The sequence below is a fragment of the Nocardia neocaledoniensis genome (assembly GCF_003182135.1).
Classification (GTDB): Bacteria; Actinomycetota; Actinomycetes; order Mycobacteriales; family Mycobacteriaceae; genus Nocardia; species Nocardia neocaledoniensis.
The window spans coordinates 11,718-34,248 of sequence record NZ_QGTL01000006.1; the positions used below are offsets into that span (position 1 = coordinate 11,718).

The 22,531-nt window shown below is 70.4% G+C and carries 19 protein-coding genes and 1 riboswitch; of the genes, 7 read left to right on the top strand and 12 right to left on the bottom strand.

The features are described from left to right. The first annotated feature begins 46 nt into the window (after positions 1-46). The 5 genes from cysD to DFR69_RS17620 are packed head-to-tail and all read left to right on the top strand — an operon-like array spanning position 47 to position 5,943. Entirely contained in the window at positions 47-952 is a 906-nt protein-coding gene (gene cysD, locus DFR69_RS17600) for a sulfate adenylyltransferase subunit CysD (RefSeq protein WP_110038681.1), read from the top strand. Next, a complete protein-coding gene (gene cysC, locus DFR69_RS17605; RefSeq protein ID WP_110038682.1) occupies positions 952-2,805 on the top strand; it encodes an adenylyl-sulfate kinase in 1,854 nt (617 codons plus the stop codon). The genes cysD and cysC overlap by 1 nt, the downstream gene beginning before the upstream one ends. Further along, complete coding sequence (locus tag DFR69_RS17610; RefSeq protein WP_110038683.1) at positions 2,802-4,019, top strand: hypothetical protein; 1,218 nt, start codon at positions 2,802-2,804, stop codon at positions 4,017-4,019. Before cysC ends, DFR69_RS17610 begins: the two co-directional genes overlap by 4 nt. After that, positions 4,016-4,801 (top strand): SDR family oxidoreductase, encoded by a 786-nt coding sequence (locus tag DFR69_RS17615; protein WP_110038684.1) that lies wholly within the window; start codon positions 4,016-4,018, stop codon positions 4,799-4,801. The genes DFR69_RS17610 and DFR69_RS17615 overlap by 4 nt, the downstream gene beginning before the upstream one ends. A gap of 11 nt (positions 4,802-4,812) precedes the next feature. Beyond that, positions 4,813-5,943 (top strand): sulfotransferase family protein, encoded by a 1,131-nt coding sequence (locus DFR69_RS17620; protein ID WP_110038685.1) that lies wholly within the window; start codon positions 4,813-4,815, stop codon positions 5,941-5,943. Positions 5,944-5,989: 46 nt separating this feature from the next. Here the strand turns inward: DFR69_RS17620 and DFR69_RS35695 are convergent, their stop codons facing one another. The 10 genes from DFR69_RS35695 to DFR69_RS17670 form a co-directional block, all read right to left on the bottom strand. After that, positions 5,990-6,481, bottom strand: coding sequence for an MOSC domain-containing protein (locus DFR69_RS35695; protein ID WP_341867800.1), 492 nt, complete (start codon positions 6,479-6,481; stop codon positions 5,990-5,992). Continuing rightward, entirely contained in the window at positions 6,384-8,078 is a 1,695-nt protein-coding gene (locus DFR69_RS17630; RefSeq protein WP_110038964.1) for a TerD family protein, read from the bottom strand. Before DFR69_RS17630 ends, DFR69_RS35695 begins: the two co-directional genes overlap by 98 nt. Before the next feature lie 108 nt (positions 8,079-8,186). Beyond that, entirely contained in the window at positions 8,187-8,810 is a 624-nt protein-coding gene (locus DFR69_RS17635; protein WP_110038686.1) for a (2Fe-2S) ferredoxin domain-containing protein, read from the bottom strand. After that, on the bottom strand, positions 8,807-9,595 hold the full coding sequence (locus tag DFR69_RS17640) for an ABC transporter ATP-binding protein (protein ID WP_110038687.1): 789 nt from the start codon (positions 9,593-9,595) through the stop codon (positions 8,807-8,809). Before DFR69_RS17640 ends, DFR69_RS17635 begins: the two co-directional genes overlap by 4 nt. Next, entirely contained in the window at positions 9,592-10,659 is a 1,068-nt protein-coding gene (locus DFR69_RS17645; RefSeq protein ID WP_167456305.1) for a FecCD family ABC transporter permease, read from the bottom strand. Before DFR69_RS17645 ends, DFR69_RS17640 begins: the two co-directional genes overlap by 4 nt. Next, positions 10,656-11,654: a FecCD family ABC transporter permease gene (locus DFR69_RS17650; RefSeq protein ID WP_110038688.1), complete on the bottom strand. Its 999-nt coding sequence runs from the start codon at positions 11,652-11,654 to the stop codon at positions 10,656-10,658. The genes DFR69_RS17645 and DFR69_RS17650 overlap by 4 nt, the downstream gene beginning before the upstream one ends. Then, the gene (locus DFR69_RS17655) at positions 11,651-12,688 is read right to left on the bottom strand and encodes an ABC transporter substrate-binding protein (RefSeq protein WP_110038689.1); all 1,038 of its coding nucleotides are present in this window, start codon (positions 12,686-12,688) and stop codon (positions 11,651-11,653) included. The genes DFR69_RS17650 and DFR69_RS17655 overlap by 4 nt, the downstream gene beginning before the upstream one ends. Positions 12,689-12,717: 29 nt before the next feature. Next, positions 12,718-12,912, bottom strand: a riboswitch (cobalamin riboswitch). Positions 12,913-12,950: 38 nt separating this feature from the next. Continuing rightward, positions 12,951-14,897 carry an acetoacetate--CoA ligase gene (locus DFR69_RS17660; RefSeq protein ID WP_110038966.1) on the bottom strand — a complete coding sequence of 649 codons (1,947 nt, stop codon included), beginning with the start codon at positions 14,895-14,897 and terminating at the stop codon, positions 12,951-12,953. Beyond that, on the bottom strand, positions 14,894-15,640 hold the full coding sequence (locus DFR69_RS17665) for a 3-hydroxybutyrate dehydrogenase (RefSeq protein WP_110038690.1): 747 nt from the start codon (positions 15,638-15,640) through the stop codon (positions 14,894-14,896). The genes DFR69_RS17660 and DFR69_RS17665 overlap by 4 nt, the downstream gene beginning before the upstream one ends. Beyond that, entirely contained in the window at positions 15,637-17,037 is a 1,401-nt protein-coding gene (locus DFR69_RS17670) for an MFS transporter (RefSeq protein WP_110038691.1), read from the bottom strand. Before DFR69_RS17670 ends, DFR69_RS17665 begins: the two co-directional genes overlap by 4 nt. Before the next feature lie 135 nt (positions 17,038-17,172). Between DFR69_RS17670 and DFR69_RS17675 the strand changes: the two genes are divergently transcribed. Continuing rightward, on the top strand, positions 17,173-18,117 hold the full coding sequence (locus DFR69_RS17675) for a LysR family transcriptional regulator (protein WP_244198327.1): 945 nt from the start codon (positions 17,173-17,175) through the stop codon (positions 18,115-18,117). On the opposite strand, the gene DFR69_RS17680 is transcribed toward DFR69_RS17675, so the two are convergent. Beyond that, on the bottom strand, positions 18,087-19,424 hold the full coding sequence (locus DFR69_RS17680; RefSeq protein WP_110038693.1) for a TerD family protein: 1,338 nt from the start codon (positions 19,422-19,424) through the stop codon (positions 18,087-18,089). The two genes, DFR69_RS17675 and DFR69_RS17680, sit on opposite strands and share 31 nt — an antisense overlap. Positions 19,425-19,733: 309 nt before the next feature. Between DFR69_RS17680 and DFR69_RS17685 the strand changes: the two genes are divergently transcribed. Further along, entirely contained in the window at positions 19,734-20,615 is an 882-nt protein-coding gene (locus DFR69_RS17685; protein WP_110038694.1) for a glucosyl-3-phosphoglycerate synthase, read from the top strand. 53 nt (positions 20,616-20,668) lie between these two features. On the opposite strand, the gene DFR69_RS17690 is transcribed toward DFR69_RS17685, so the two are convergent. Continuing rightward, positions 20,669-22,528, bottom strand: a complete 1,860-nt coding sequence (locus tag DFR69_RS17690; protein WP_110038695.1) for an ATP-binding cassette domain-containing protein — start codon at positions 22,526-22,528, stop codon at positions 20,669-20,671. Positions 22,529-22,531 lie beyond the last annotated feature (3 nt).

The following is a 22,531-nucleotide window of genomic DNA, read 5'->3' on the forward strand; positions in this document are numbered from 1 at the left end:
GGACGGTCATCGGCCCGGCACCGCGACACAACGAAGTGGGTGAACAGTGCAGACGGGGTACGAGTTGTCGCACCTGGCGGCCTTGGAGGCCGAATCGGTGCACATCTTCCGGGAGGTGGCGGCCACGTTCGAGCGACCGGTGCTGCTGTTCTCCGGTGGCAAGGACTCGGCGGTGCTGCTGCACCTGGCGCGGCGGGCCTTCTGGCCCGCGCCGCTGCCGTTTCCCCTGCTCCACGTGGACACCGGCCACAATTTCGAGGAGGTCATCGACTTCCGTGACCGCACGGCCGAGCGCACCGGCGCCCGGCTGCTGGTCGCGCGGGTACAGGACGACATCGACGCGGGCCGCTCCGTGGAACGTCCCGGCGGCACCCGCAATCCGCTGCAGACGACCACCCTGCTGCGCGCCATCGGCGAGCACCGGTTCGACGCGGTGTTCGGCGGCGCCCGCCGCGACGAGGAGAAGGCCAGGGCCAAGGAGCGGGTGTTCAGCTTCCGCAACGCGTTCGGCGAATGGGACCCGCGGGCGCAGCGCCCCGAGGTCTGGAACCTCTACAACGGGCGGCACCAGAAGGGCGAGCACATCCGGGTGTTCCCGCTGTCGAACTGGACCGAGCTCGACATCTGGGAGTACATCGATCGCGAGGCCGTCGAGCTGCCCACCCTGTACTACGCGCATCGGCGCCGCGTCGTCGAGCGCGACGGGATGTTGTTGTCGGTAGGCCCTTTCCTGACCCCCGAACCCGGCGAGACCACCGTCGAGGCCACCGTGCGCTTCCGCACGGTCGGCGACGCGACCTGCACCGGGTGCGTCGAGAGCGAGGCCGACACGGCGGCGAAGGTGATCGCCGAGACCGCGGCCACCCGGCTGACCGAACGCGGCGCCACCCGCGCCGACGACCGGATCTCCGAGACCGGCATGGAAGACCGCAAGCGAGAGGGCTACTTCTGATGAGCCGCAATCTGTTGCGCCTGGCGACCGCGGGCAGCGTGGACGACGGCAAGTCGACGCTCATCGGCAGGCTGCTCTACGACTCCAAGTCGCTGTTCGACGATCAGCTCGCCGCCATCGAGCGGGTGAGCACCGAACGCGGCGGCGACGCGGCCGATCTCGCCCTGGTCACCGACGGGCTGCGGGCCGAGCGCGAGCAGGGCATCACCATCGATGTCGCCTACCGCTACGTGACGACGCCGCGGCGCAAGTTCGTCATCGCCGACACCCCCGGCCACGTGCAGTACACCCGCAACATGGTGACCGGCGCCTCGACGGCCGACCTCGCGCTGATCCTGGTCGACGCCCGTACCGGAGTGTGCGAGCAGACCCGCAGGCACGCCTTCCTGGCCACCCTGCTCGGGGTGCCGCACCTGGTGGTGTGCGTGAACAAGATGGACCTGGTCGACTGGTCCCAGGAGCGGTTCGAGGAGATCCGCGCCGAATTCGCCGCCTTCGCCGCGAAACTGACCGTCGGCGACCTGAGTTTCGTGCCGGTCTCGGCGCTGCTCGGCGACAATGTGGTCGAGCCGTCCGCGCACATGCCCTGGTATCCCGGACCGCCGCTGCTGCGCCACCTCGAGGACGTGCACATCGCCTCGGACCGCAATCTCATCGACGCGCGCCTGCCGGTCCAGTACGTCATCCGGGCCCAGCAGGGCCTCGATCACCGCAGCTACGCCGGCACCGTCGCGGGCGGCATCTTCAAACCGGGTGACGAAGTGGTGGTGCTGCCCGCCGGGCACACCTCGCGGGTCCGCGAGATCTGGGGCCCCGGCGGCACCAAGGTCGACGAGGCGTTCACCGGGATGGCGGTCTCGCTCACCCTCGACGACGAGATCGACGTGGGCCGTGGCGATCTGCTCGCGCGGCCGGGCAATCGCCCCCAGGTCGGCGCCGAACTCGACGCGATGGTGTGCTGGTTCTCCGAGACCACGAGCCTGCGGGCCGGCGCGCGCTGTCTGGTCCGCACCGCGACGCAGATCTCGGCCGCCGAGGTGATCGACATCGACTACCAGCTCGATGTCAACACCCTGCACCGGATCGAGGACGCGGAGTCGTTGTCGCTCAACGACATCGCCCGGGTGCGGCTGCGCAGCAGGCAGCCGCTGCTGTTCGACCCGTACCGGGAGAACCGGCGCACCGGCAGCTTCATCCTCATCGACCCGGTCACCGACCAGACCGTCGCCGCGGGCATGATCACCGGCCGTGACACGGGCACGCAGCGCGAACAGGTGTCGGTGGTGTGGCATCGCTCGGCGGTGACCCGCGAGGATCGCGCGCATTCCGGCGCCACGATCTGGCTGACCGGGCTGTCGGGGTCGGGGAAGTCGACCGTGGCGGTGGAGGTGGAGCGTCAGCTGGTCGCGGCGGGACGCGCCGCCTACCTGCTCGACGGCGACAATCTGCGTCACGGCCTCAACGCGGGACTCGGCTTCTCTCCCGCCGACCGGGACGAGAACGTGCGCCGGGTGGCCGAGGTGGCCGCCCTGTTCGCCGACTCGGGCGCGATCGCCATCGTGTCGGTGATCAGCCCGTTCGCCGCGCAGCGAGATCGCGCCCGCACCACGCACGCCGAGCGTGAACTGCCGTTCCACGAGGTGTTCGTCGACACCCCCCTGGCCGAATGCGAGCGCCGCGACCCCAAGGGCCTCTACGCGAAGGCGCGCGCCGGTGAGCTGCCCGGTTTCACCGGCATCGGCTCGCCGTACGAGCGGCCGGAGCGGCCCGAACTCGTCATCACTCCCGACCTCGGCTCCCCCGCCGAGATCGCCGCCCACATCCTCCGAGAGCTAGGAATCGCAGACCGTTGACCCACTCCAGTACCGCCACCGAGGCCGGGAGCACCGCGCCACCGGATTCGCTCACCGCGCCGTTCACCGCCGCGGTCGCCCAGGCCGAAAAGCTCATCGCCGGCGCGGAATTCGTGCGTGACGAGGCCGATCTCGCCGAGGGCTACGACTATCTCGCCGCCAGTGTGGCCGCCTGCCTGCGGCTCTCGGGCGCGCACGGCACCAGTCATCCGTACTTCGTGTCCTCCACCGGGCCCTACGCCAAGATGGGCCTGGACAATCCCGACACGCTCTACTACCACGCGAACATCGAGCCCGGCGCCGAGTATCTGGTGACCGGGGTGCGCGGCAGCACCGTCGACCTCAGTTTCCAAGTGCTCAAGGGCGATTACACCGCGACCGAGGTGCCCGGCGGCGAGGACGCCTTCGACGACCGGCGGATCGCGATCGCCGAGGACGGCAGCTTCACCCTCCGGTTCGGGCCGCCGAAGGCCGACCCGGAACCCGGCTACTTCGCGCTCGGCGAGGGCGCGTCGATGCTGGCCGTGCGCGAGGTGTACAGCGACTGGACCGAGCGCAAGGGCTCGATCCGGATCGAACGCGTCGACACCGTCGGCACGCCGCCGATCGCCCCGGATCTGGCGCAGATGCGCAAGCGCTACGGTGCGGCGGCGAAGATGCTGCTCACCCGCGTGCACACCTGGTTCAACTTCCCGAAGTGGTTCTACCTGGACCTGCCGGTGAACACGCTCACCGCGCCGCGGCTGACCCCGGGTGGGCTCAGCACCCAGTACTCCTCGGTCGGGCATTTCGATCTGGCCGACGATCAGGCGCTGGTGATCACCGTGCCGAAATCGGACGCCCCGTATCAGGGTTTCCAGCTGGGCAGTCTCTGGTACATCTCGCTCGACTACGTCAACCATCAGACCAGCCTCAATCACGCGCAGGCACAGGTGGATCCGGACGGGATGATCCGCATGGTGGTGAGCAAGGCGGATCCCGGCATCACGAACTGGATCGAGACCACCGGCCGCACCCGGGGGATCCTGCAGTTCCGGTGGCAGCGCACCGACCGGCCGATGACCGAGGCCGACGGCCCGACCGTTGCCGTGGTGCCGCTCGGCGAGGTCGCCCAGCACCTGCCCTGTTTCGAGGACAACCGGATCGACGCCCCGGCATGGCGCGAGCGGATCGCGGCCCGCCAGCGGGCCTTCGCGGAGAGGATGCTCGGATGAGCGGCGCATTGTTGGACGGCAAGGTCGTGGTGGTGTCGGGTGTCGGTCCCGGCCTCGGCCGGTCCATCTGTCTCGAGGCCGCGGCCGCCGGGGCGACCGTCGTGCTCGCGGCACGCACCGAATCGCGGCTGCTCGAGGTCGCCGCGGAGATCGAGGGTGCCGGGGGCGCGACGCTGTGCGTGCCCACCGACATCACCGACTCGGCGGCCGTGGAGAACCTGGTGGCGCAGACCCTGGCGACGTTCGGCCGGGTCGACGCGCTGGTGAACAACGCGTTCTCGATGCCGTCGATGAAGTCGCTGGACCGCACCGACTTCGACCACATCCGGTCGAGCCTGGACATGACGGTCCTGGGCGGACTGCGGATGACCCAGGCGTTCACGCCCGCCCTGGCCGAGTCCAAAGGCGCTGTGGTGATGATCAATTCGATGGTCGTGCGTCATTCCGAACCGCGTTACGGCAGCTACAAACTCACCAAGGCGGCGCTGCTGGCCATGTCGCAGACCCTGGCCACCGAACTCGGCGCCAAGGGGGTGCGGGTCAACAGTGTGCTGCCCGGCTACATCTGGACCGATCAGTTGAAGTGGTATTTCGGCGAGGTCGCCAAGAAGTACGGCATCACCGTCGAACAGGTCTACGAGCAGACGGCGTCGAAATCGGACCTCAAGCGGCTGCCCGAGCCCGACGAGATCGCCCGCGCCGTGGTGTTTCTCGCCTCGGGGTGGTCCTCGGCGATCACCGGCCAGACCCTCGACGTCAACTGCGGCGAATACCACAACTAGGAGCTCTCGCGATGACCGTGCGCACCGATGTCGGCACCGTGGCCGACCTGCACGCCTCAGCCACCAAACTCACCGGGCTCACCGATTTCGGGGCCGACGACTACACCGAGGCGTTGCAGATCCTGCTCGACTCGTATCGGGAGGAGGCCGGGCTCACCGAGCTCGGTTCGAAGATGTCGCGCTTCTTCCTGCGCGGCACCCTCGTGGCCCGCGCGCTGAGCGAGGCCGCGTGGGCGGCCAATCCGGGCTATGTCGACACTCCGGTCACCCGGCCGATCTTCGTCACCGGGCTGCCGAGGACCGGCACCACGGCGCTGCATCGCCTGCTGGCCGCCGATCCGGGCAATCAGGGCTTGGAGATGTGGCTGACCGATTTCCCGCAGCCCCGTCCGCCGCGCGATTCGTGGGCCGAGAACCCGGCGTATCAGCAGATCGATGCGGGGTTGCGGCAGCACCAGGTGCAGAATCCGGAGTTCATGGGGCTGCACTACATGAGCGCGGCCGATGTGGAGGAGTGCTGGCAGCTGCTGCGCCAGTCGGGGATGTCGCACTCGTATGAATGCCTGGCCTATGTGCCGGGGTATTCGCAGTGGCTGTCCCAACAGGACTGGACCCCCGCCTACGCGCGGCACCGCCGTAATCTGCAGCTGATCGGCATGAACGACGACCGCCGGTGGGTGCTCAAGAACCCGAGCCATCTGTTCTGCCTGGATGCCCTGCTCGCGGTCTACCCGGACGCGGTGGTGATCCAGACCCATCGCGATCCCGCCACGATCATCCCGTCGGTGTGCAGTCTCAACGAGCACGCCACCCGCGGCTGGTCGACCGTGTTCACCGGCGAGACCATCGGCCGCACCCAGCTCGACCTGTGGGCGCGGGGTCTCTCGGAGTTCACCGCGGCGCGGGCGCGTCATCCCGAGGCGACGTTCCTCGACATCGAGTTCGACGACCTGCGCGCCGATCCGTTCGCCGTCGTGGCCGGGATCTACGACCGTATCGGGGCCGAGTTCACCGAGCAGGCGCGCGCCGCCATCGCGGCCCTCGACTCCGAGAGCCGCACGGGCGATCGCAAACCCACGCACCGGTATTCGCTGGCCGACTACGGATTGACCGAGGAGATGGTCGCCGAACGCTTCGCCTGAGTGGTGTCGATCGGTCCGGCCCGGCGCCGGGCCGATCGTCCCTCGGCTAGACCCGTTCGAGCGGGCGGTGCGGACCCTCGGGCGGCTCGACGGTGATGGCGTCGTCCGGCCGCACCGGGCCACCCGCCACGACGACGCCCATGATCCCGGCCTTGCGGATCACCCGGCCTTCTTCGTCGCGGTAGGCCACCTGGCGCAGCAGGCCCGCCCGGAACATGTCGATCTGCAGGCACGGGTTGCGCAGCCCCGTCACCTCGACCACGGCCTCCGGGCCGATCCGCAGGAGTGTTCCGGCCGAGAGCCCCAGCAGGTCCAGTCCGGCGGTCGTGATGTTCTCGCCGAGTCGAAAACCACCGCAGGCCCAGCGTAGTACGCGACCTGCTCGGTAGCCGACGGCTCCGTCAGTAACCCGCGTTGTCGACGAGGATGTCGCGCGGGTACTAGTCGACCTCGACGCCGTATCGGCAAGCCAGCTCGGCCAGACCGTCCTCGTAGCCCTGGCCCACGGCGCGGATCCGCCAGATGTCGCCGCGCAGATACAGTTCGGCGAGCACGAGGGTCCGTTCGACGGTGGCGGCGTCGAGCGTCGAACGGATCGCGGTGCTCGATTCGAGTCCGGGGGCGATGTCGAGTTCGATCGCGCCGACGTCGCCGAACGTGACGTCGGTGGCATCGAGCGCGGCGGCGAAGACGACGCGGGTGCAGTGTTCGGGAAGATCGTCGAGGGTCACCGCGATGGACTGCTCGGTCGGGCCCTCCACCGTCAGCTCGGCTCCCGCGGTTTCGGGCTGGTTGTAGAACACGAAATCCTCTGAGCCACCGACCTTCTCGGAGGCGTCTACCAGGAAAGCCACCAGGTCGACCTCTGCGGCGCCGAGCTGGTTCCAGGTGGCCCGGACGGTCCAGGTGTCCGCTTCGACCGGGAGGTCGATCACATGGCCGCGGGCCAGCGCCACAGGCTCGGGCACCTGGGATTCCGTCACCGTTTCGGGCGGCTCCGCCGCGGGCTGGGCCTGGGACGGCTCGAGCAGCTCGATCCCGTGGCAGGGCAGTCCCAGTGCGGTCGCGCGGCCGACTCGGCGATCGGTATTCGCTCCGGCCAGCAGGATCAGGTCGGTGACCGTGGCGGAGAAATTCACGGCGACCGAACCGCCGAGTTCGACGATCCGTGCCCGCACGACCGTCGCCTCGGCATGGGCACCGCCCAGCACCAGCACCCGCTTCCCGGACAGGGGTCCGGTGGCAGGCAGACGTCGACTCGCCGCCGAGGCCCCGGTGCGCGCCGCCGACTTCGGTTGCCCCGGCTCGACCCGGGTGAGCAGCTCCATGAACCGCGTCTCGGTGACGGTCGGCGTCGCGAGCTCGCGCGCTTTGCGCGCCTTGGTGGTGGCACAGTCGGGGGCATTCGTCACCAGGATGCTGGTGCGACCGCTCACCCCACCGGTGACTTCGAGCCCTGCGGCCTCCGCAAGGTCGACCAGCTCGACGCGCTCGATCCGGGTCTCCCCCGTGAACGCGACCTTCATGCCCTGCCGCAGTGGCGCTCCCGGCTGCCTGCGGCCCGGATAGGCGAAGGGACACGGCGGTTTCGGGCCGCGCCGTTCGCGCGGCCAGTCTGTCCGCGGCAGGCGGTGCGCGCCCGGAACGCAGTCGAGCAGCGGCGGCGCGATGCCCAGCCGTGCGGCGTCGGCGACCAGTGCCCGCAGCACATGGGCCAGCACCCGGGTGTCGTCGAGGGCGTCGTGCGCCTTGACCTGTGGCACCCCGTAGTACGTCGCCAAGGTCGCGAGGGTGTAGTCGGGCGTCGGCAGTCCGATGCGTCGGGCCAGCGCCAGCGTGCACAGCCGCCGCTGGACCGGCAGTGTCCCGCCGGCCCGGTCGAATTCGCCGGCCAGGAAGCCGAAGTCGAAGACCGCGTTGTGCGCCACCAGCACCCGGCCGGTGAGCAACGCCGTCAGTCGCGGCTGGACCTGCTCGAATGGCGGCGCTCCCCGCAGGATGTCCATCGTCAGGGCGGCCACGGACAGGACCCGGTGCCGATTCGGCTGCAGTCCGGATGTTTCCACGTCGACCACGACGAAGTCACCGAATCCGGCACGCTGCGGTCGATTGTCGACCAGTGTGAACCCCTGCATGAGGAACGCATCGTAGCCGGAACCCGAAGCGTTCCAGATCACTTCGAGATTCGGAACGCGTGCTGGGCTGCACTGCACTTCGGGCGCGTCGAACGCCGACAGTTGCGCTCAGTCCGGGCCGGAGGCGCTCTCGAGCGCGAGCGCTGTTGTGGCGGGGTGCCATTCGCCGTCCGGGTAGGTGACGTAGAGCGGGCCGAGATTGCACGGGCTCAGGCAGCCGGTGGTGGTGATCAGCGCGTCCGGGTGGTCGCGGCGCAGGGTGCGGTGCAGTTCGGCGGCGCCGTAGACAGTGCAGCGCGGGCCGCGGCAGACCAGGATGTGCTCGGTGTGCTCGGGGATCTCGGACCAGGCCGGGCTGCGGAAAGCGCGCGGGCTCGCGGTGACCGGGGTGCCGTCGTCGTGGAGGCGGGCGCGGATCAGGTCCGCGAATTCCGTGGTGGAGTCGAGGCCTTCGGTGACGCGGATGTCGAGGTCGGCGGTGCGGGTGTCGCGCCAGTTGGCGACGGCGCGGGCGATCCAGGTCTCCAGGTAGCGGTCGCGGGGGACGGCCAGCGGGATCAGGGTGATCGGGAGGTCGTCCGCCGCGGCGGCGTCGAGGGCGTCGTGGATGGTGGGCTCGCCCTGGTCGAGCAGGGCGTAGCCGATGCCGCAGGTCTCGGCGAGCGCCGCGACGGCGGGCAGGTCGACGCCCGAGGTGGTGGGACGGGCGACGAGGACGTGGCGGCGGGTCATGCGGCGCGCACCACGCGGGCGGCCGGTACGACCAGGGGCGTGCCGGTCATCGGGTCCTCGATGACGGCGCAGGTGACGCCGAAGACGTCGGCGACCAGGTCGGGGCGCACGATCTCGGTCGGCGAGCCCTGGGCGACCACCCGGCCGTCCTGCACGGCGACCAGGTGGTCGGCGTAGCGGGCCGCCAGGTTCAGGTCGTGCAGGACGGCGATGATGGTGCGCGGCAACAGGTTCCGCAGCACGTCGAGGATGTCGAGCTGATGTGCCAGGTCGAGGAAGGTGGTCGGTTCGTCCAGCAGCATCACCTCCGGTTCCTGCGCGATCGCCAGGGCGAGCCAGACCCGCTGCTTCTGCCCGCCGGAGAGCTGGTCGACGGTGCGGTCGACGAGGTCGAGCGTGTCGGTCAGTGTCAGCGCGGTACGGACCGCGGCCTCGTCGGCGGCCGACCACTGCCGGAACCAGCGCTGATGCGGGTGGCGACCGCGCCCGACGAGTTCACCGACGGTGATGCCGTCGGGCGCGACGGGCTGCTGGGGCAGCATCCCGAGGCGCCGCGCCACCGTCCGCGCGGGGCTCGTCGTGAGGTCGGCGCCGTCGAGCAGGATCGCGCCGGCACTCGGCGGGATCAGCCGGGCCAGCCCGCGCAGCAACGTCGACTTGCCGCAGCCGTTGCGGCCGACGATGACGGTGAGCGCGCCGGCGGGAAAGTCGATGGTGGCGTCGGTGACGATCGCGGTGTCGCCGTAGGCGAGGGCGAGGTTGTCGGTGGTGAGATGGGCGGTCATCCAGCGTGTCCGATCCGGGTTGCGCGGGCGAGGAGATACAGCAGAACGGGAGCGCCGAGCAGGGCGGTGACCACGCCGACGGGCAGCTCCGCGGGAAACAGGCGCCGCGCGGCCAGGTCGGCGGCGACCACCAGCAGAGCGCCCGTCGCGGCGGCGGGGGCGAGTCCGGCCCCGCGTTCGGCGAGCAGCCGTCGCACGATCTGCGGGGCCACCAGCGCGATGAACGCGATGGGTCCGGCCGCCGCAGTGGCCAGGGCGGCGGCCACCGCCGCGAGGGCGACCAGGGTGGTGCGGTGCGGACCGCGGCGTCCCGCCAGGGAATTGGCGAGCTCGTCGCCCAGTTCGAGCAGTGGCAGGGAGCGGGCGAGGACCAGCAGCGCCGGCACGACGGCGACCAGCGCGGCGACGGCGAACCCCACCTGCGTCCAGTCCCGGTTGGCGAGGCTGCCGGTGAGCCACAGTGCGGCCGCGTGCGCCTGGTAGACATTCGCCGTCGTCAGCACGTAGGAGGTGGCCGCGGTGAGCATCGCGGTCACCCCGATGCCGACGAGGACGAGGCGGTACCCGTCGAGACCGTTCTTGCTCGCCACCACGACGATCAAAGCCATGGCCACGGCGGCTCCGGCCATGGCGCCGCCGACCAGTGCCACTCCCGCGCCGCCCAGCAGCACACTCACCACCAGCGCACCCAGGGAGGCGCCGGCGTTGATGCCGATGATCTCCGGACTCACCAGTGGATTGGTGGCGATCCGCTGCAGGATCGCGCCGGCGAGGGCGAACGCGGCGCCCACGCCCAACCCGGTGAGGGCCCGGGGCAGCCGGTCGGCGACGACCACGTCGTACTCGATGCGCGTGCCACCGCCTGCGAGCACGCGCAGCACGTCATCGATCGAGAGCGGATAGTGGCCGACGGTGAGCGAGTAGGCCGCCACGGCCACCGCGGCGGCGGCGAGCAGCACCGTCAGCAGCAGCGATCGCCGCTGCACCCGGAACACGACACGGCCACCCGGCGCGTGGATCAGCAGGGTGCCGCGGGGCAGCACCCGCGGTTCGAGTCCGGTCACAGCGTGGCCACCCTCCGGTTGCGCACCAGGTAGAGGAAGAACGGCGCGCCCGCGAACGCGGTGACGATGCCGACCTGGATCTCCATCGGCCGGGCGATCACGCGGCCCAGGATGTCGGCGAGCAGCAGCAGGGTCGGCCCGAATACCGCCGACCACACCAGCAACCACCGGTAGTCCTGGCCCGCGCAGAAGCGCGCGAGGTGTGGAACCACCAGGCCGAGGAACGCGAGGGGTCCGGCGATCGCGACCGCACCGCCCGCGAGCAGGACGACGCTCAGCGCGCCGACAGCACGCACCGCGCCCAGTCTCGTTCCGAGCGTGCGCGCCATGTCGTCGCCCATGGCGATCGCGTTCAGCGACCGCGCCACCGAGAAGGCCAGTACCGCGCCCAGCACGATGAACGGGGCTACGCCCCAGACGGATTCGGTGTCGGCCCGGGCCAGCGAGCCGACCACCCAGAAACGGAAGTTCTCGAAGGTCGTGCGGTCCAGCAGCGTGATGGCGGTGGTGATCGCGCCGCACAGCGCGGCGAACGCCGCGCCGGCCAGCGCCAGCTTCACCGGTGTCGCGCCACCGAAACCCAGCGAACCCAGCGTGTACACGAAGACCGCGGCGACCGCGGCGCCGAGGAAGGCGAACCAGACGTAGCCGGACGCCGAGGCCACACCCAGCCCACCCATGGCCAGCACGATGGCCAGCGAGGCGCCGGCGTTGATGCCGAGCAGTCCGGGACCGGCGAGCGGATTGCGGGTGAGCCCCTGCATGATCGCGCCGGCCAGCGCGAACGCCAGCCCGGCCAGGACACCGGCGAGGGTACGCGGCAGCCGGATGTAGCGCACGATCCGGTCGGTGTCGGAGCCGGTGAAATCGGTGAACGCCGCGATCGCCTGGTCCGGGGACAGGGCGTGCGCGCCGATCAGGATCGAGGCGGCACCGACGACGGCCAGCGCGGCACCGGCCACGAGCAGGCCGGTGCCGCGAACGGCGGGCGTCACCGTCCGAACAGGTCGGGATGGATCAGCGCGGCGACCAGTTCGGTCGCGTGCGCGATCCGGACACCGGCGGCCCGGTCGGCGAACAGGAACGGGTGCACCGCGCCCGATCGCACGGCGGTCAGGTTCGCGAACGCCGGGTTCCCGACCAGCTTGTCGACCTGGGGCCGCGCGTCGTCGCGGGTGTAGCTCGCCTTGCAGCACTGGCTGGTCAGGATGATGTCGGGATCGCGGGCGATGAGTTCCTCGGCGCCGATGGCCACATTGCGGCGCGCGGTGAGGTCGGTGAAGGCGTTGGTCCCACCCGCCGCCTCGATGATCTGGGTGATGAAGTCGAGGCCGCCCGCCACCTGGTAGGTCCCGTCGTCCTTGGGCGTGACGACCGCGACCCGGGGCCGTGGCGCGGCGCCCACCTTCGCGCGCACCGTGTCGATCCGCGTACTCAGCTGGGCGACCACGTCGTCGGCCCGGTCGGCCACCCCCCAGAGGGCGCCGAGGTCGCGCAGGTCCGCGTAGACGTTTTCGAAGCGCACGGTCTTCGGGTCGATCGCCTCGTCGGCCAGGCCGTCGGCGCTCGGGCACAGCGGGCTCAGTACCCACGTCCGAATGCCCAGCTCCCCCAATCCCGCTCGGGTGCCGACGCTCTGCTGGGCCGACTTCGCGAAGACCCCGTTGAACCCGGACAGCACGAAGTCCGGGTTCTCCGCGAGCAGTTCGTCGCGGCTCGGCAGCTTCTCGGCATAGGGCGACTTCGCCTGCGCCTCCCGGTATTCCGGCAGCACCGCCGCATCGAGGAAGGCTGTGCCGACGAGCCGGTCGGTGACGCCGAGCGCGTGCGCGATCTCGATGGCGGGCTGGTAGGCGGCGTAGATCCGCTGCGGTGGCTCGGGCACGCTCACCGCGAGCCCGCAGTTGGCGCGCGTGACGGCGTTCGCGCCGTGCGCTTCGGGAACGGGTGGCGCCGCGCACCCGGTGACGACGATCGCGCAGGCGATCAGCGCGGCGCCGCGTAGGCGCGCGAAAACAGACGGAGTCAAGGTGCCGGCCTTCCAGGTCCTCGTGGAATGGGTACTACGTGGCCGTGGCCGGTCTCCTGGCTGACGGGATTGGCGCGGCGGATCCACCTTCCCAGGGCACACGTGCCCCAGTGGCTCCGGACGGCGGTCTGCCGTCCGGAACGATCCGCCGCTCCCGATCACAGTGGCGAGGGCCGCACCGGTTTCCCACCGATTTCCCGAACACCACGGCTGGCCGGACTGTACCAAGATCAGCCGCCGCGGTGTGCGCCCGCCCTCTGGCTCACCGCCGCGCGAAGCGGGCGTACCAGGACAGCAGGTCCGGGTCGTCGACGGCACTCGGGTCGACGACGCTGCCGGGATCGGCGCCCTGGAGCAGCTTCTTGATCGGAACCTCGAGTTTCTTCCCGGTGCGGGTGCGGGGAATCCCTGGTGCCGCGATGATCTCGTCGGGCACGTGCCGCGGCGAGGTGCGGGCCCGGATCGTGCCGCACAGGTGGGCGCGTAACTCGTCGGTCAGTTCGACGCCGGTCGCAAGCACGACGAACAGCGGCATCCAGTAGCCGCCGTCGGGCTGTTCGACGCCGATCACGAGCGAATCGGCGATCTCCGGCAGCGGGTCGACGGCCTGGTAGATGTCGGCGCTGCCCATTCGGATGCCGTGCCGGTTGAGGGTGGAGTCCGAGCGCCCGTGGACGACGACGCTGCCGCGTTCGGTGACGGTGATCCAGTCACCGTGGCGCCAGACGCCCGGATGGTCCGCGAAATAGGCTGCGCGATAACGGGATCCGTCGGGATCGTTCCAGAAGCCGACCGGCATGGACGGCATCGGCGCGGTGACGACGAGTTCCCCGACGGCGTCGCGGACCGGTGTGCCCGTGTCGTCCCAGGCCGCCAGCGCGACACCGAGATACGGTGCCGACAGCTCGCCCGGCCACACGGGCACCGTCGGCGCGCCACCGGCGAAGGCCGACACCACATCGGTGCCGCCACTGATCGAGGCCACGGGTATGCGCGCGCCGACGTTGTCGCGCAACCACAGTGAGGACGCCGCGGGGAACGCCGAACCGGTGACCCCGATCAGGCGCAGCGCCGACAGGTCGTGCTCGCGCCCCGGTACCGTGCCTGCCTTCATGCAGGCCTGGACGTAGCCGGGGCTGGTGCCGAGAACCGTCACGTGGAGGCGGGCGGCGATGTCCCACAGCGCATCCGGGGCAGGCGCCGCCGGGCTGCCCGGGTAGCAGACGATGGTCGCGCCGACCAGCAGCCCGGCGACCTGGAAGTTCCACATCATCCAGCTCGGGCTGGTGTACCAGAAGAAGGTGTCGTCCGGGCCGAGATCGGACTGCAGCGCGAGCGCTTTGAGGTGTTCCAGGAGGACGCCGCCGTGCCCGTGCACGATGCCCTTCGGCAGGCCCGTGGTCCCGGAGGAGTACAGCACCCACAGCGGGTGCTCGAAGTCGACGCGCTCGGGCACCCACGGTTCCGGCGTCGGCGCGCTCGCCTCCGTCCAGTCGAGCGCACCCTCCACCGTCTCGCCGAGCCGGGACACCACGACGGTCGCCCGCAGCCGGGGCAGCGCGTCGCGCAGCGCCTCGATCTCGGCGCCGCGGGAGTGCGTTTTGCCGCCGAACCGATAGCCGTCAGCGGTCACCAGGACCACCGGATCGAGCTGGCCCAGCCGGTCCAGCGCGGCCGCGGCCGTGTAGTCCTGGCCGCAGGCACTCCAGATCGCGCCCAGGCTCGCGGTCGCCAGGAACGCGATCACGGCCTCGGCGATGTTCGGCAGGTATCCGGCGACCCGATCGCCGGGCCCCACCCCGGCGGTGCGCAGGGTGCGCGCGAATCCGGCGGCCCGGCCGAGCATCTCGGCCCACGACAGTTCGGTGACCGCGCCGTCCTCCTCGACCGACACGATCGCGGGCCGGTCGGTGCGGGCCTGCGCGAGCACCCGCTCCACGTAGTTGAGCCGCGCGCCGGGAAACCAGGACGCCCCCGGCATCTCCTGGCAGGCGAGAACCTCCGGCGGCCGCTCCCCCAGCGCGAACCAGTCCCAGACCGCGCCCCAGAACCCGGCCACGTCGTCGACGGACCATTGCCACAGGGCGCGGTAGTCAGGCAGCGCGACCGCGTGCCGCTCGGTGACGAACCGCGCGAAGTCGGTGATGCGCGCCCGCGCGATGTCCTCGGGGACGGGCACCCACTGCGGCGCCGCGGTCTCGCTGGTCATCGGGCGCTCCACCCCCCGTCCATGACGTAGGAGGCTCCGGTGACCATGCCCGCCTGGTCGGCGGCCAGCCAGCCGACCAGCGCGGCGACCTCCGCGGGCTCGATCAGCCGTTTGATCACGCTCTCGGTGAGCAGCACCTTCTCCACCACTTCCTGTTCGGGGATGCCGTGCGCCGTCGCCTGGTCGGCGATCTGCTTGTCCACCAGCGGTGTTCGCACGTAGCCGGGATTGACGCAGTTGCTGGTGACACCATGTGGGCCGCCCTCGAGCGCCGTCACCTTCGACAGCCCTTCCAGCGCGTGCTTGGCCGTCACGTAGGCCACCTTGTACGCCGACGCGCGCAGGCCGTGGACGGACGAGACGTTCACGATCCGGCCGAATCCGCGGGCATACATGTGCGGCAGGGCGGCGCGGATCAGCAGGAACGGCGCCTCCACCATCAGTGTCTGCATGAGCCGGAACCGTTGCGGGGAGAACTCCTCGATCGGGCTCACCGACTGGACCCCGGCGTTGTTCACCAGGATGTCCACCGAGAGGGTGAGTTCGGCGAGCGCGTCGACGTCGAGCAGATCCACCGCCCAGGCGTGGCCGCCGATCTCCGCGGCGACGGATTTCGCGCCGATCTCGTCGATGTCGGCGACGGTCACCTCCGCGCCGCGCGCGGCCAGCTCGCGGGCGCACGCGGCGCCGATCCCGCCTGCCGCGCCGGTGACCAGCGCCGTGCCTCCGATCAGATCGGTCATGCGGTCACGACCTTGGCCGCCGCCGGCGCGTCCGCGGGCGCCGACTCCGCGGCGTCGGCGGCGTCGAGGGACTCCAGGTCGATACCCTTGGTCTCCTTGGCACACAGCACCGCGACCACGGTGACGGCCGCCGCGACCGCCAGGTACACCGCGATCGGGACCGAGGAACCATAGGTGTCGAGCAGCTTGACCGCGATGATCGGCGCGAGTGAGCCCGCCACGATCGAGGTGACCTGATAGCCCAGGGACACACCGGAATACCGCATGCGGGTCGGGAACATCTCCGCCATGATGGCGGGCTGGCCGGCGTACATCAGGCCGTGGAAGACGAGGCCGACGATGATCGCCGCCAGGATCAGCGCGCTGTTGGCGGTATCCATCATCGGGAACGCGAAGAAGCCCCAGGTCGCGGCCGCCAGCGCGCCCGCCAGGTACACCGGGCGGCGGCCGAACCGGTCACCGAGGTGTCCGGCCAGCGGGATCACGCCCATGTGCACGGCGTGCGCGGCCAGCAGCCACCACAGGATCGTCGTGGTGTTCGCCTCGACGTGCACCTTCAGATAGGTGATCGAGAAGGTGACGACCAGGTAGTACATGATGTTCTCGCCGAAGCGCAGCCCCATCGCGGTGAACACGCCGCGCGGGTAGCGGCGCAGCACCTCGAAGACGCTGAACGAGCTCGCCTTGGCCTGTTCCCTCTGCTTCTGCGCCTCGACGAAGATCGGCGCGTCGGTCACCTTGGTGCGCACGTAGTAGCCGACCAGCACCACCACCGCCGACAGCCAGAACGCCACGCGCCAACCCCAGCTCAGGAACGCCGCGTCGGACAGCGTGGAGGTGAGCACCAGCAGCACGACGGTGGCGAGCAGGTTGCCCGCGGGCACGCCGGCCTGCGGCCAGCTCGCCCAGAACGCGCGGCTGCGGCTCGGGCTGTGCTCGGCGACCAGCAGGACCGCACCACCCCATTCGCCGCCGATCGCGAAGCCCTGGATGAAGCGCAGGGTCACGAGCAGGGCGGGCGCCCAGTAGCCGATCTGGGCGAAGGTGGGCAGACAGCCCATCAGGAACGTCGCGCCGCCCACCAGCACCAGGCTCAGCTGGAGCAGCTTCTTGCGGCCGTACCGGTCGCCGAAGTAGCCGAAGACGATGCCGCCGAGCGGGCGGGCCGCGAAGCCGACCGCGTAGGTGACGAAGGCGGCCAGGATGGCGTCGAGATCGCTGGTGCCCTTGGCGAAGAACACCTTGCTGAACACCAGCGTCGCCGCGGTGCCGTAGAGGAAGAATTCGTACCATTCGACGACGGTGCCTGCCATCGAGGCGGCCACCACCCGGCGCAGGCCACTCGGTGCCCCGCCGGGATCGTCGCCGGGCCGCTCGGTCGCATTGCGGACGCTCATCACTGCTCCTTGGTGATCGAGGCCACTGCACGAGAGGAATGTGATGTGGCCCACTAGCAATGGGGAGAGTATTCGTGCAGATCGGATTCGGTCGCAATGGCCAAGTTCGCACCGCGTATCTGCGAAGATGCAGAAATGACCGCTACCTCGTCGGACGCCGGACGTCGTCCCAGCGCCGATGACCTGCTGGTTCTGCTCGCCGTGGGCCGATCGGGCCGCTATGTGACCGCGGCGGAGGAGCTGGGGATCAACCACACCACGATCTCGCGGCGGATCGCGGCGCTGGAGCGAGCCGTCGGTGGGCGGGTGCTCACGCGCGGCACCGGCGGCTGGGAGCTCACCGACCTGGGCCGCTCGGCGCTGGCGGCCGCCGAGACCATCGAGGCGGCGGTGCGCTCACTCGGCACCCCCGGCGGGGAACGGGAACTCGAAGGCGTGGTGCGCCTCTCGGCCACCGACGGGTTCAGCGCCTATCTCGCCGCGCCCGCCGCCGCGCGCGTGCAGCGACGGCATCCCCGCGTGCGGGTGGAGATCATCGCGACCACCCGGCGGGCCTCGACCCAGCGCAGCGGGCTCGACCTCGAGGTGGTGGTCGGCGAGCCGCAGGTCCAGCGCGCCGAGGCGATCCGTCTCGGCGACTACAGCCTCGGTCTCTACGCCGCCCGCGGTTACCTCGCCGAGCACGGCACCCCGGCGGGCATCGACGACCTACGCCACTATCCGCTCGTCTACTTCATCGAGTCGATCCTGCAGGTCGACGATCTGGACCTGGCCACCAGTTTCGCTCCCGCCATGCGCCAATCCGTCTCGTCCACCAATGTTTTCGTGCACGTCGAGGCCACCCGCGCGGCCGCAGGCATCGGCCTGCTGCCGTGCTTCATGGCCGACCGGCACGACGACCTGGTGCGCGTGCTCGGCGACCGGGTCCGCGTCCAGCTCACCTACTGGCTCGTCACCCGCGCGGAAACCCTGCGCCGCCCCGAGGTGGCCGCCGTCGTCGAGGCCCTGCGCGCCACGGTCGCCGAGCGGCGCACCGAACTCCTCGGCGCTCAGCGTGGATCGGGGCAGCGGCCCGCGTAGTGGCTGAGTCCGAGGCCGTGGCTGCTCTTGCTCCGGCCCACCGGGCCCTTTTTCGCCGAGCGCGCCCAGGCGCCCGCGGTGTCGAGGACCGGCATGCGCTCGCTGAAGGCCCGGCTGTAGCGGGTGGTGCCGTCGACGGTGAGGATGCCGTCCCTGACGTCGATGTGGGCGACGGTGGCCCAGAACGAATTCTTGCCGTTGCCGATGACGACGGTGATCTTGTCGGCGTCGGCGCCGGGCAGACCGTCGGGTCCGGGACGGCCGTAGCGGACCAGGACGCGGGGCCTGCCGAAGGTGTCGATGGCGCCCGCGCCGTTGTCGACGGATTGGTAGACGTTGAGCAGCAGGTCACCGTTCTCCACCGGGCGCACGATCACCTGCTCGGTGGCGGGCCGGTTGTTCGCACCCGGCCCGCGGCTGTCGCCCTGGTGGTGGATGAACGGCCAGACCGCGAGGTCGCCCTGGTGCCCCTTCTCGCCGCTGATCACCACGTAGTCGCCGGTGATCTCGTTGCGGCAGAAGAAGTACACGTCCAGGTCGCCCTTGCCGAACTGGGTGACGCGCCCGGCGTTGTCGTATTTCGCGCCCCGGCCGTCCCATTCGAGACCGACGGTCAGCACGTAACCCGGATCGCCTTTGCGCAGGTCGATGCTGGCGCGCTGGTTCGGTGAGTCCTTCGTGAGGACGACGTCGACCTTGCGCAGTTCGATCGTGGGCGCCGCAGGCGCGGGCGGCGCGACAGGAATCGGAGCAGCGGAGGTGACCGGGGCCGGTTCCGGCGATTCCTGCTCGACCGGGTCGCCGTCCACCTCGATCCCGTGCTCGGTGGCAAAGGCCGCCAGTCCGGCGCTGTAGCCCTGGCCGATCGCGTCGAGCCGCCAGCCCGCGCCCCGCCGGTACAGGGCGACCGCCTGCAGGACCGTCTCCGAATCCAGTCCGGGCGGAACGAAACTCAGCGTCTGCCCGCCCCCGGCGACCGCCACTCGCAAGCCGGTGACCTCGCCGAACCGCAGCCCCTGCGCCTCGGTGCTGCCGGCGATCACGACCCGGTGGATGTCGGCGGGCACGGCCGCGAGATCCACCGAGACCACGGCATCGGATTCCAGCCGCACCCCTGGCGCGGACGGGTTGTTGAAGAAGACGAAGTCGGCGTCGGAGCGCACCTTCCCGTTCGCGGTGACGAGAACCGCGGAGACGTCCACCGCGCCCGCCGGACCGTCGATCTCGAGGCGCACCGTGTACCGGCCGTCGGCCAGGTCGGTCTTGGATCCTTTGACGACCTCGATCGCCGTCGCACCGCTCGTCATGCCGCTACCTCCACCGATCGCCGGATCCCGAGCGGCCGGCACCAGGTCGACCGCACCCCTATCGTGCGGCATCGATCGGCTCCGCGCACCAGCTTCGCGCCCCCGACGCGCGTGCGGGGTCGTGCCGACAGGCCGACCCGGCCTTGTCGGTCGATGGCCGTCGGACGCCCTGACCACCGGTGCTGTACCCGGGGGACGCCGATCCCCGCTGTCCACCCCGATAGCGCCGGTGGTGGCGCCGTTGGCTCTGATCACAGGAATCGGTGATCCGGGTAGCGGGCGCGGGTCCGGTGTCGTTCACTGGTCGGCATGGACGTCCGTGAGCTGATCGACCGCAAGCTGGGTCGCCGGGTCTCGGTGGTGGTGCCCGCGCTCGACGACGAGGACACCGTCGCCGGGGTGGTCGCCGCCGTGCGCCCGTGGCTGGGCGGGCTGGTCGACGAACTGGTGGTGCTGGACGCGGGCTCGACCGACCGCACCATCGCGCGGGCACGGGCCGCAGGCGCCGCGGTGTACACCAGGGAGGAAGCGCTGCCCGGTGTCCCGACGCGTCCCGGCAAGGGCGAGGCGCTGTGGCGATCACTGGCGGTGTGCACCGGCGACCTGATCGTGTTCCTCGACGCCGACCTCGTCTCCCCCGACCCCCGGTTCGTCCCGATGCTCCTCGCTCCCCTGCTCGACGACCCTGCGCTCGCGCTGGTGAAGGGCTTCTATCGGCGGCCGATCACCAACGGCGCCGGAGTCGACGCCGACGGCGGCGGCCGTGTGTCCCAGCTCGTGGCGCGCCCCCTGCTCACCGCGCTCGCGCCCGCGCTGGCCGAGATCGTGCAGCCGCTGGGCGGCGAATACGCCGCCACCCGAACACTTCTCGCCGACATCTCCTTCGCCAGTGGCTACGGCGCGGAGATCGGCATCCTCATCGACTGCTGGCAGCGCCACGGCCTGTCGGCGATCGCGCAGGTCGACCTGGGCACCCGGGTACACCGCCATCGGACGACACACGAGCTGGCGGTGATGAGCAGGCAGGTCGTGGCGACCCTGCTGGACCGGCTCGGGATCCGCGATTCCGGCATGGGTCTGGTCCAGTATCAGCCGGGCGAGACCGGCTGGCGGCGAACGCCTTCCGAGGTGAGCCTGACCGACCGCCCCCCGATGACCCGGGTCGTGGCGGCGCAGCGCGAGAGCGCCTGAGACGGCGAACGCCGGCCCGGCCACAGGGCCGAACCGGCGTTCCTCGACGCGGATCAGACCGCGACGAGACCGAAATCGAGCTTCACCAACTGATCGGCGCAGTCGAAGTAGCGGTCGTCGTGGGTGATCACGATGACCGTTTTACCGCGCCGCTTCAGGTCGGTGAGGATCTCGCGATAGAAGACCTCGCGAAAGCGCGGCTCCTGATCGGCGGCCCACTCGTCGAAGACGTATATCTGCCGGTCTTCGAGCAGGGCGGTCAGCAGGGCCAGCCGTTTGCGCTGGCCCTGGGACAGATCCACGGTCGACAGGCGACCGTCGCGCACGGTCACCTTGTGCGCGATCTGCAACTCCTCGAGGTATCGCTGCACGTCGGCATCGATTCCCGGGCGGTCGAAGCCCAGGTAGTCCTCGAACAGATGGAAATCGGTGAACACCGCCGACGAATTCTGCCGGTACCACTCGATGTTGTCGTGGTCGATCCTCTCCCCGTTGAGCGACAACGACCCCGAGCGGGGCACGTACAGACCCGTGATGAGCTTGGCCAGCGTCGACTTGCCGCTGCCGTTGCCACCGACGATGAACGTGATCTGGCCCGGTTCGAAGACCAGGTCGATCGGGCCGAGCCGGAAACCCGAGTCCTCGGCGTCGCCGGGTCCGGGCGGTGGCGCCAGTGGACGCACATCGGAGCCGCCGTGGTCGATCCAGTTCTTGCCGTTGACATCCGGCTGCGGGCCACCGGGATGCGCCCCACCCGGATGCGCACCGGGATGCGCGGGGTGCGGATGCGCGCCGTTGCCCTCGTGTGGCGGACGGCCGGGACGCGGCGGATGACCACCTCGCGCCGGCGGACCCACCGGGGGCGCACCGGGCGGCGGCGGGACCGGTGACGGCGGCTCCGAGCGGTACACGTAGCTGACGTTGCTCAATTCCAGCTTGGCCTCCCCCACCGCTGGACGCTCGGCATACGGCAGCTGCTCCTCGTTGTGCAGCGTTTCCATCGACAGGTTCATCGCGCGGATCTTGGCCAGCGCCACATCACCGCGCAGCAGATCCGGGATGCGATGCATGAAGTTCTGCATCGGCATCGCCAGGAAGGTGGTGACCAGCACGTACCCGACCATGGTGTCGCGCGGGAGATCCAGCGCCGCCGCCACCACGAACAGGATCAGCGCCATGGTCGCCAGCTGCAGAGCCTGACCGAAACCCTGGGCGTAGGAGAACTTCGACCCGGCGTCGGTGTTCTGATCGCGCAGCGTGGCCGCGGAACCGAGCAGGTGCCGATCCATGAAGTCCCGGCGACGGCCGCGGTGCAGCTTCAGTTCCTTGATGCCGAGGGTGACGGCCTGGAACGAACGCAGCAGCGCGTCCTCGTTCTCGCGCGCCTCGCGGTAGATCCCGCGCACCCGCTCGAGCACCATTTCCACACAGGCGATCCCGATGAGCGTGCCCGCCACCGTCACCGCGAAGATCGGCCCCGAGACCAGGAACAGGAACACGAAGCAGCCGACGATGGTCGCCACGTCGACACAGATCGACGGAATCGCGGTCACCGCCTGCGACAGCGAGCGCACGTCCTCGGTGAGCGTCGCCATCAGGCGATGCATGCCGAGCCGTTCCAGGTGTTCCAGCGGCGCCGAGACGATGCCGGAGGACAGGTCACTGCGCAGCCGGTAGATCGCGTCTTGCGACAACCGGATCAGCAGCACCTGCGAGGCCACCCCGCTGACCAGGATCACCAGGCCGGTGAGTCCGAAGCGCAGCAACAGCTGATCGGGCTGCGGTTTCGGCGAGACCACCGCGTTGATCAGGGTCACGAGGTAGGTGTTGGCCACACCGCAGATCAGACCGGCCACCACCACGGCGGCGATGCGCCCCGGCGAGAGCGCGGCGAGAAATCGGAGAAGATGCATGAC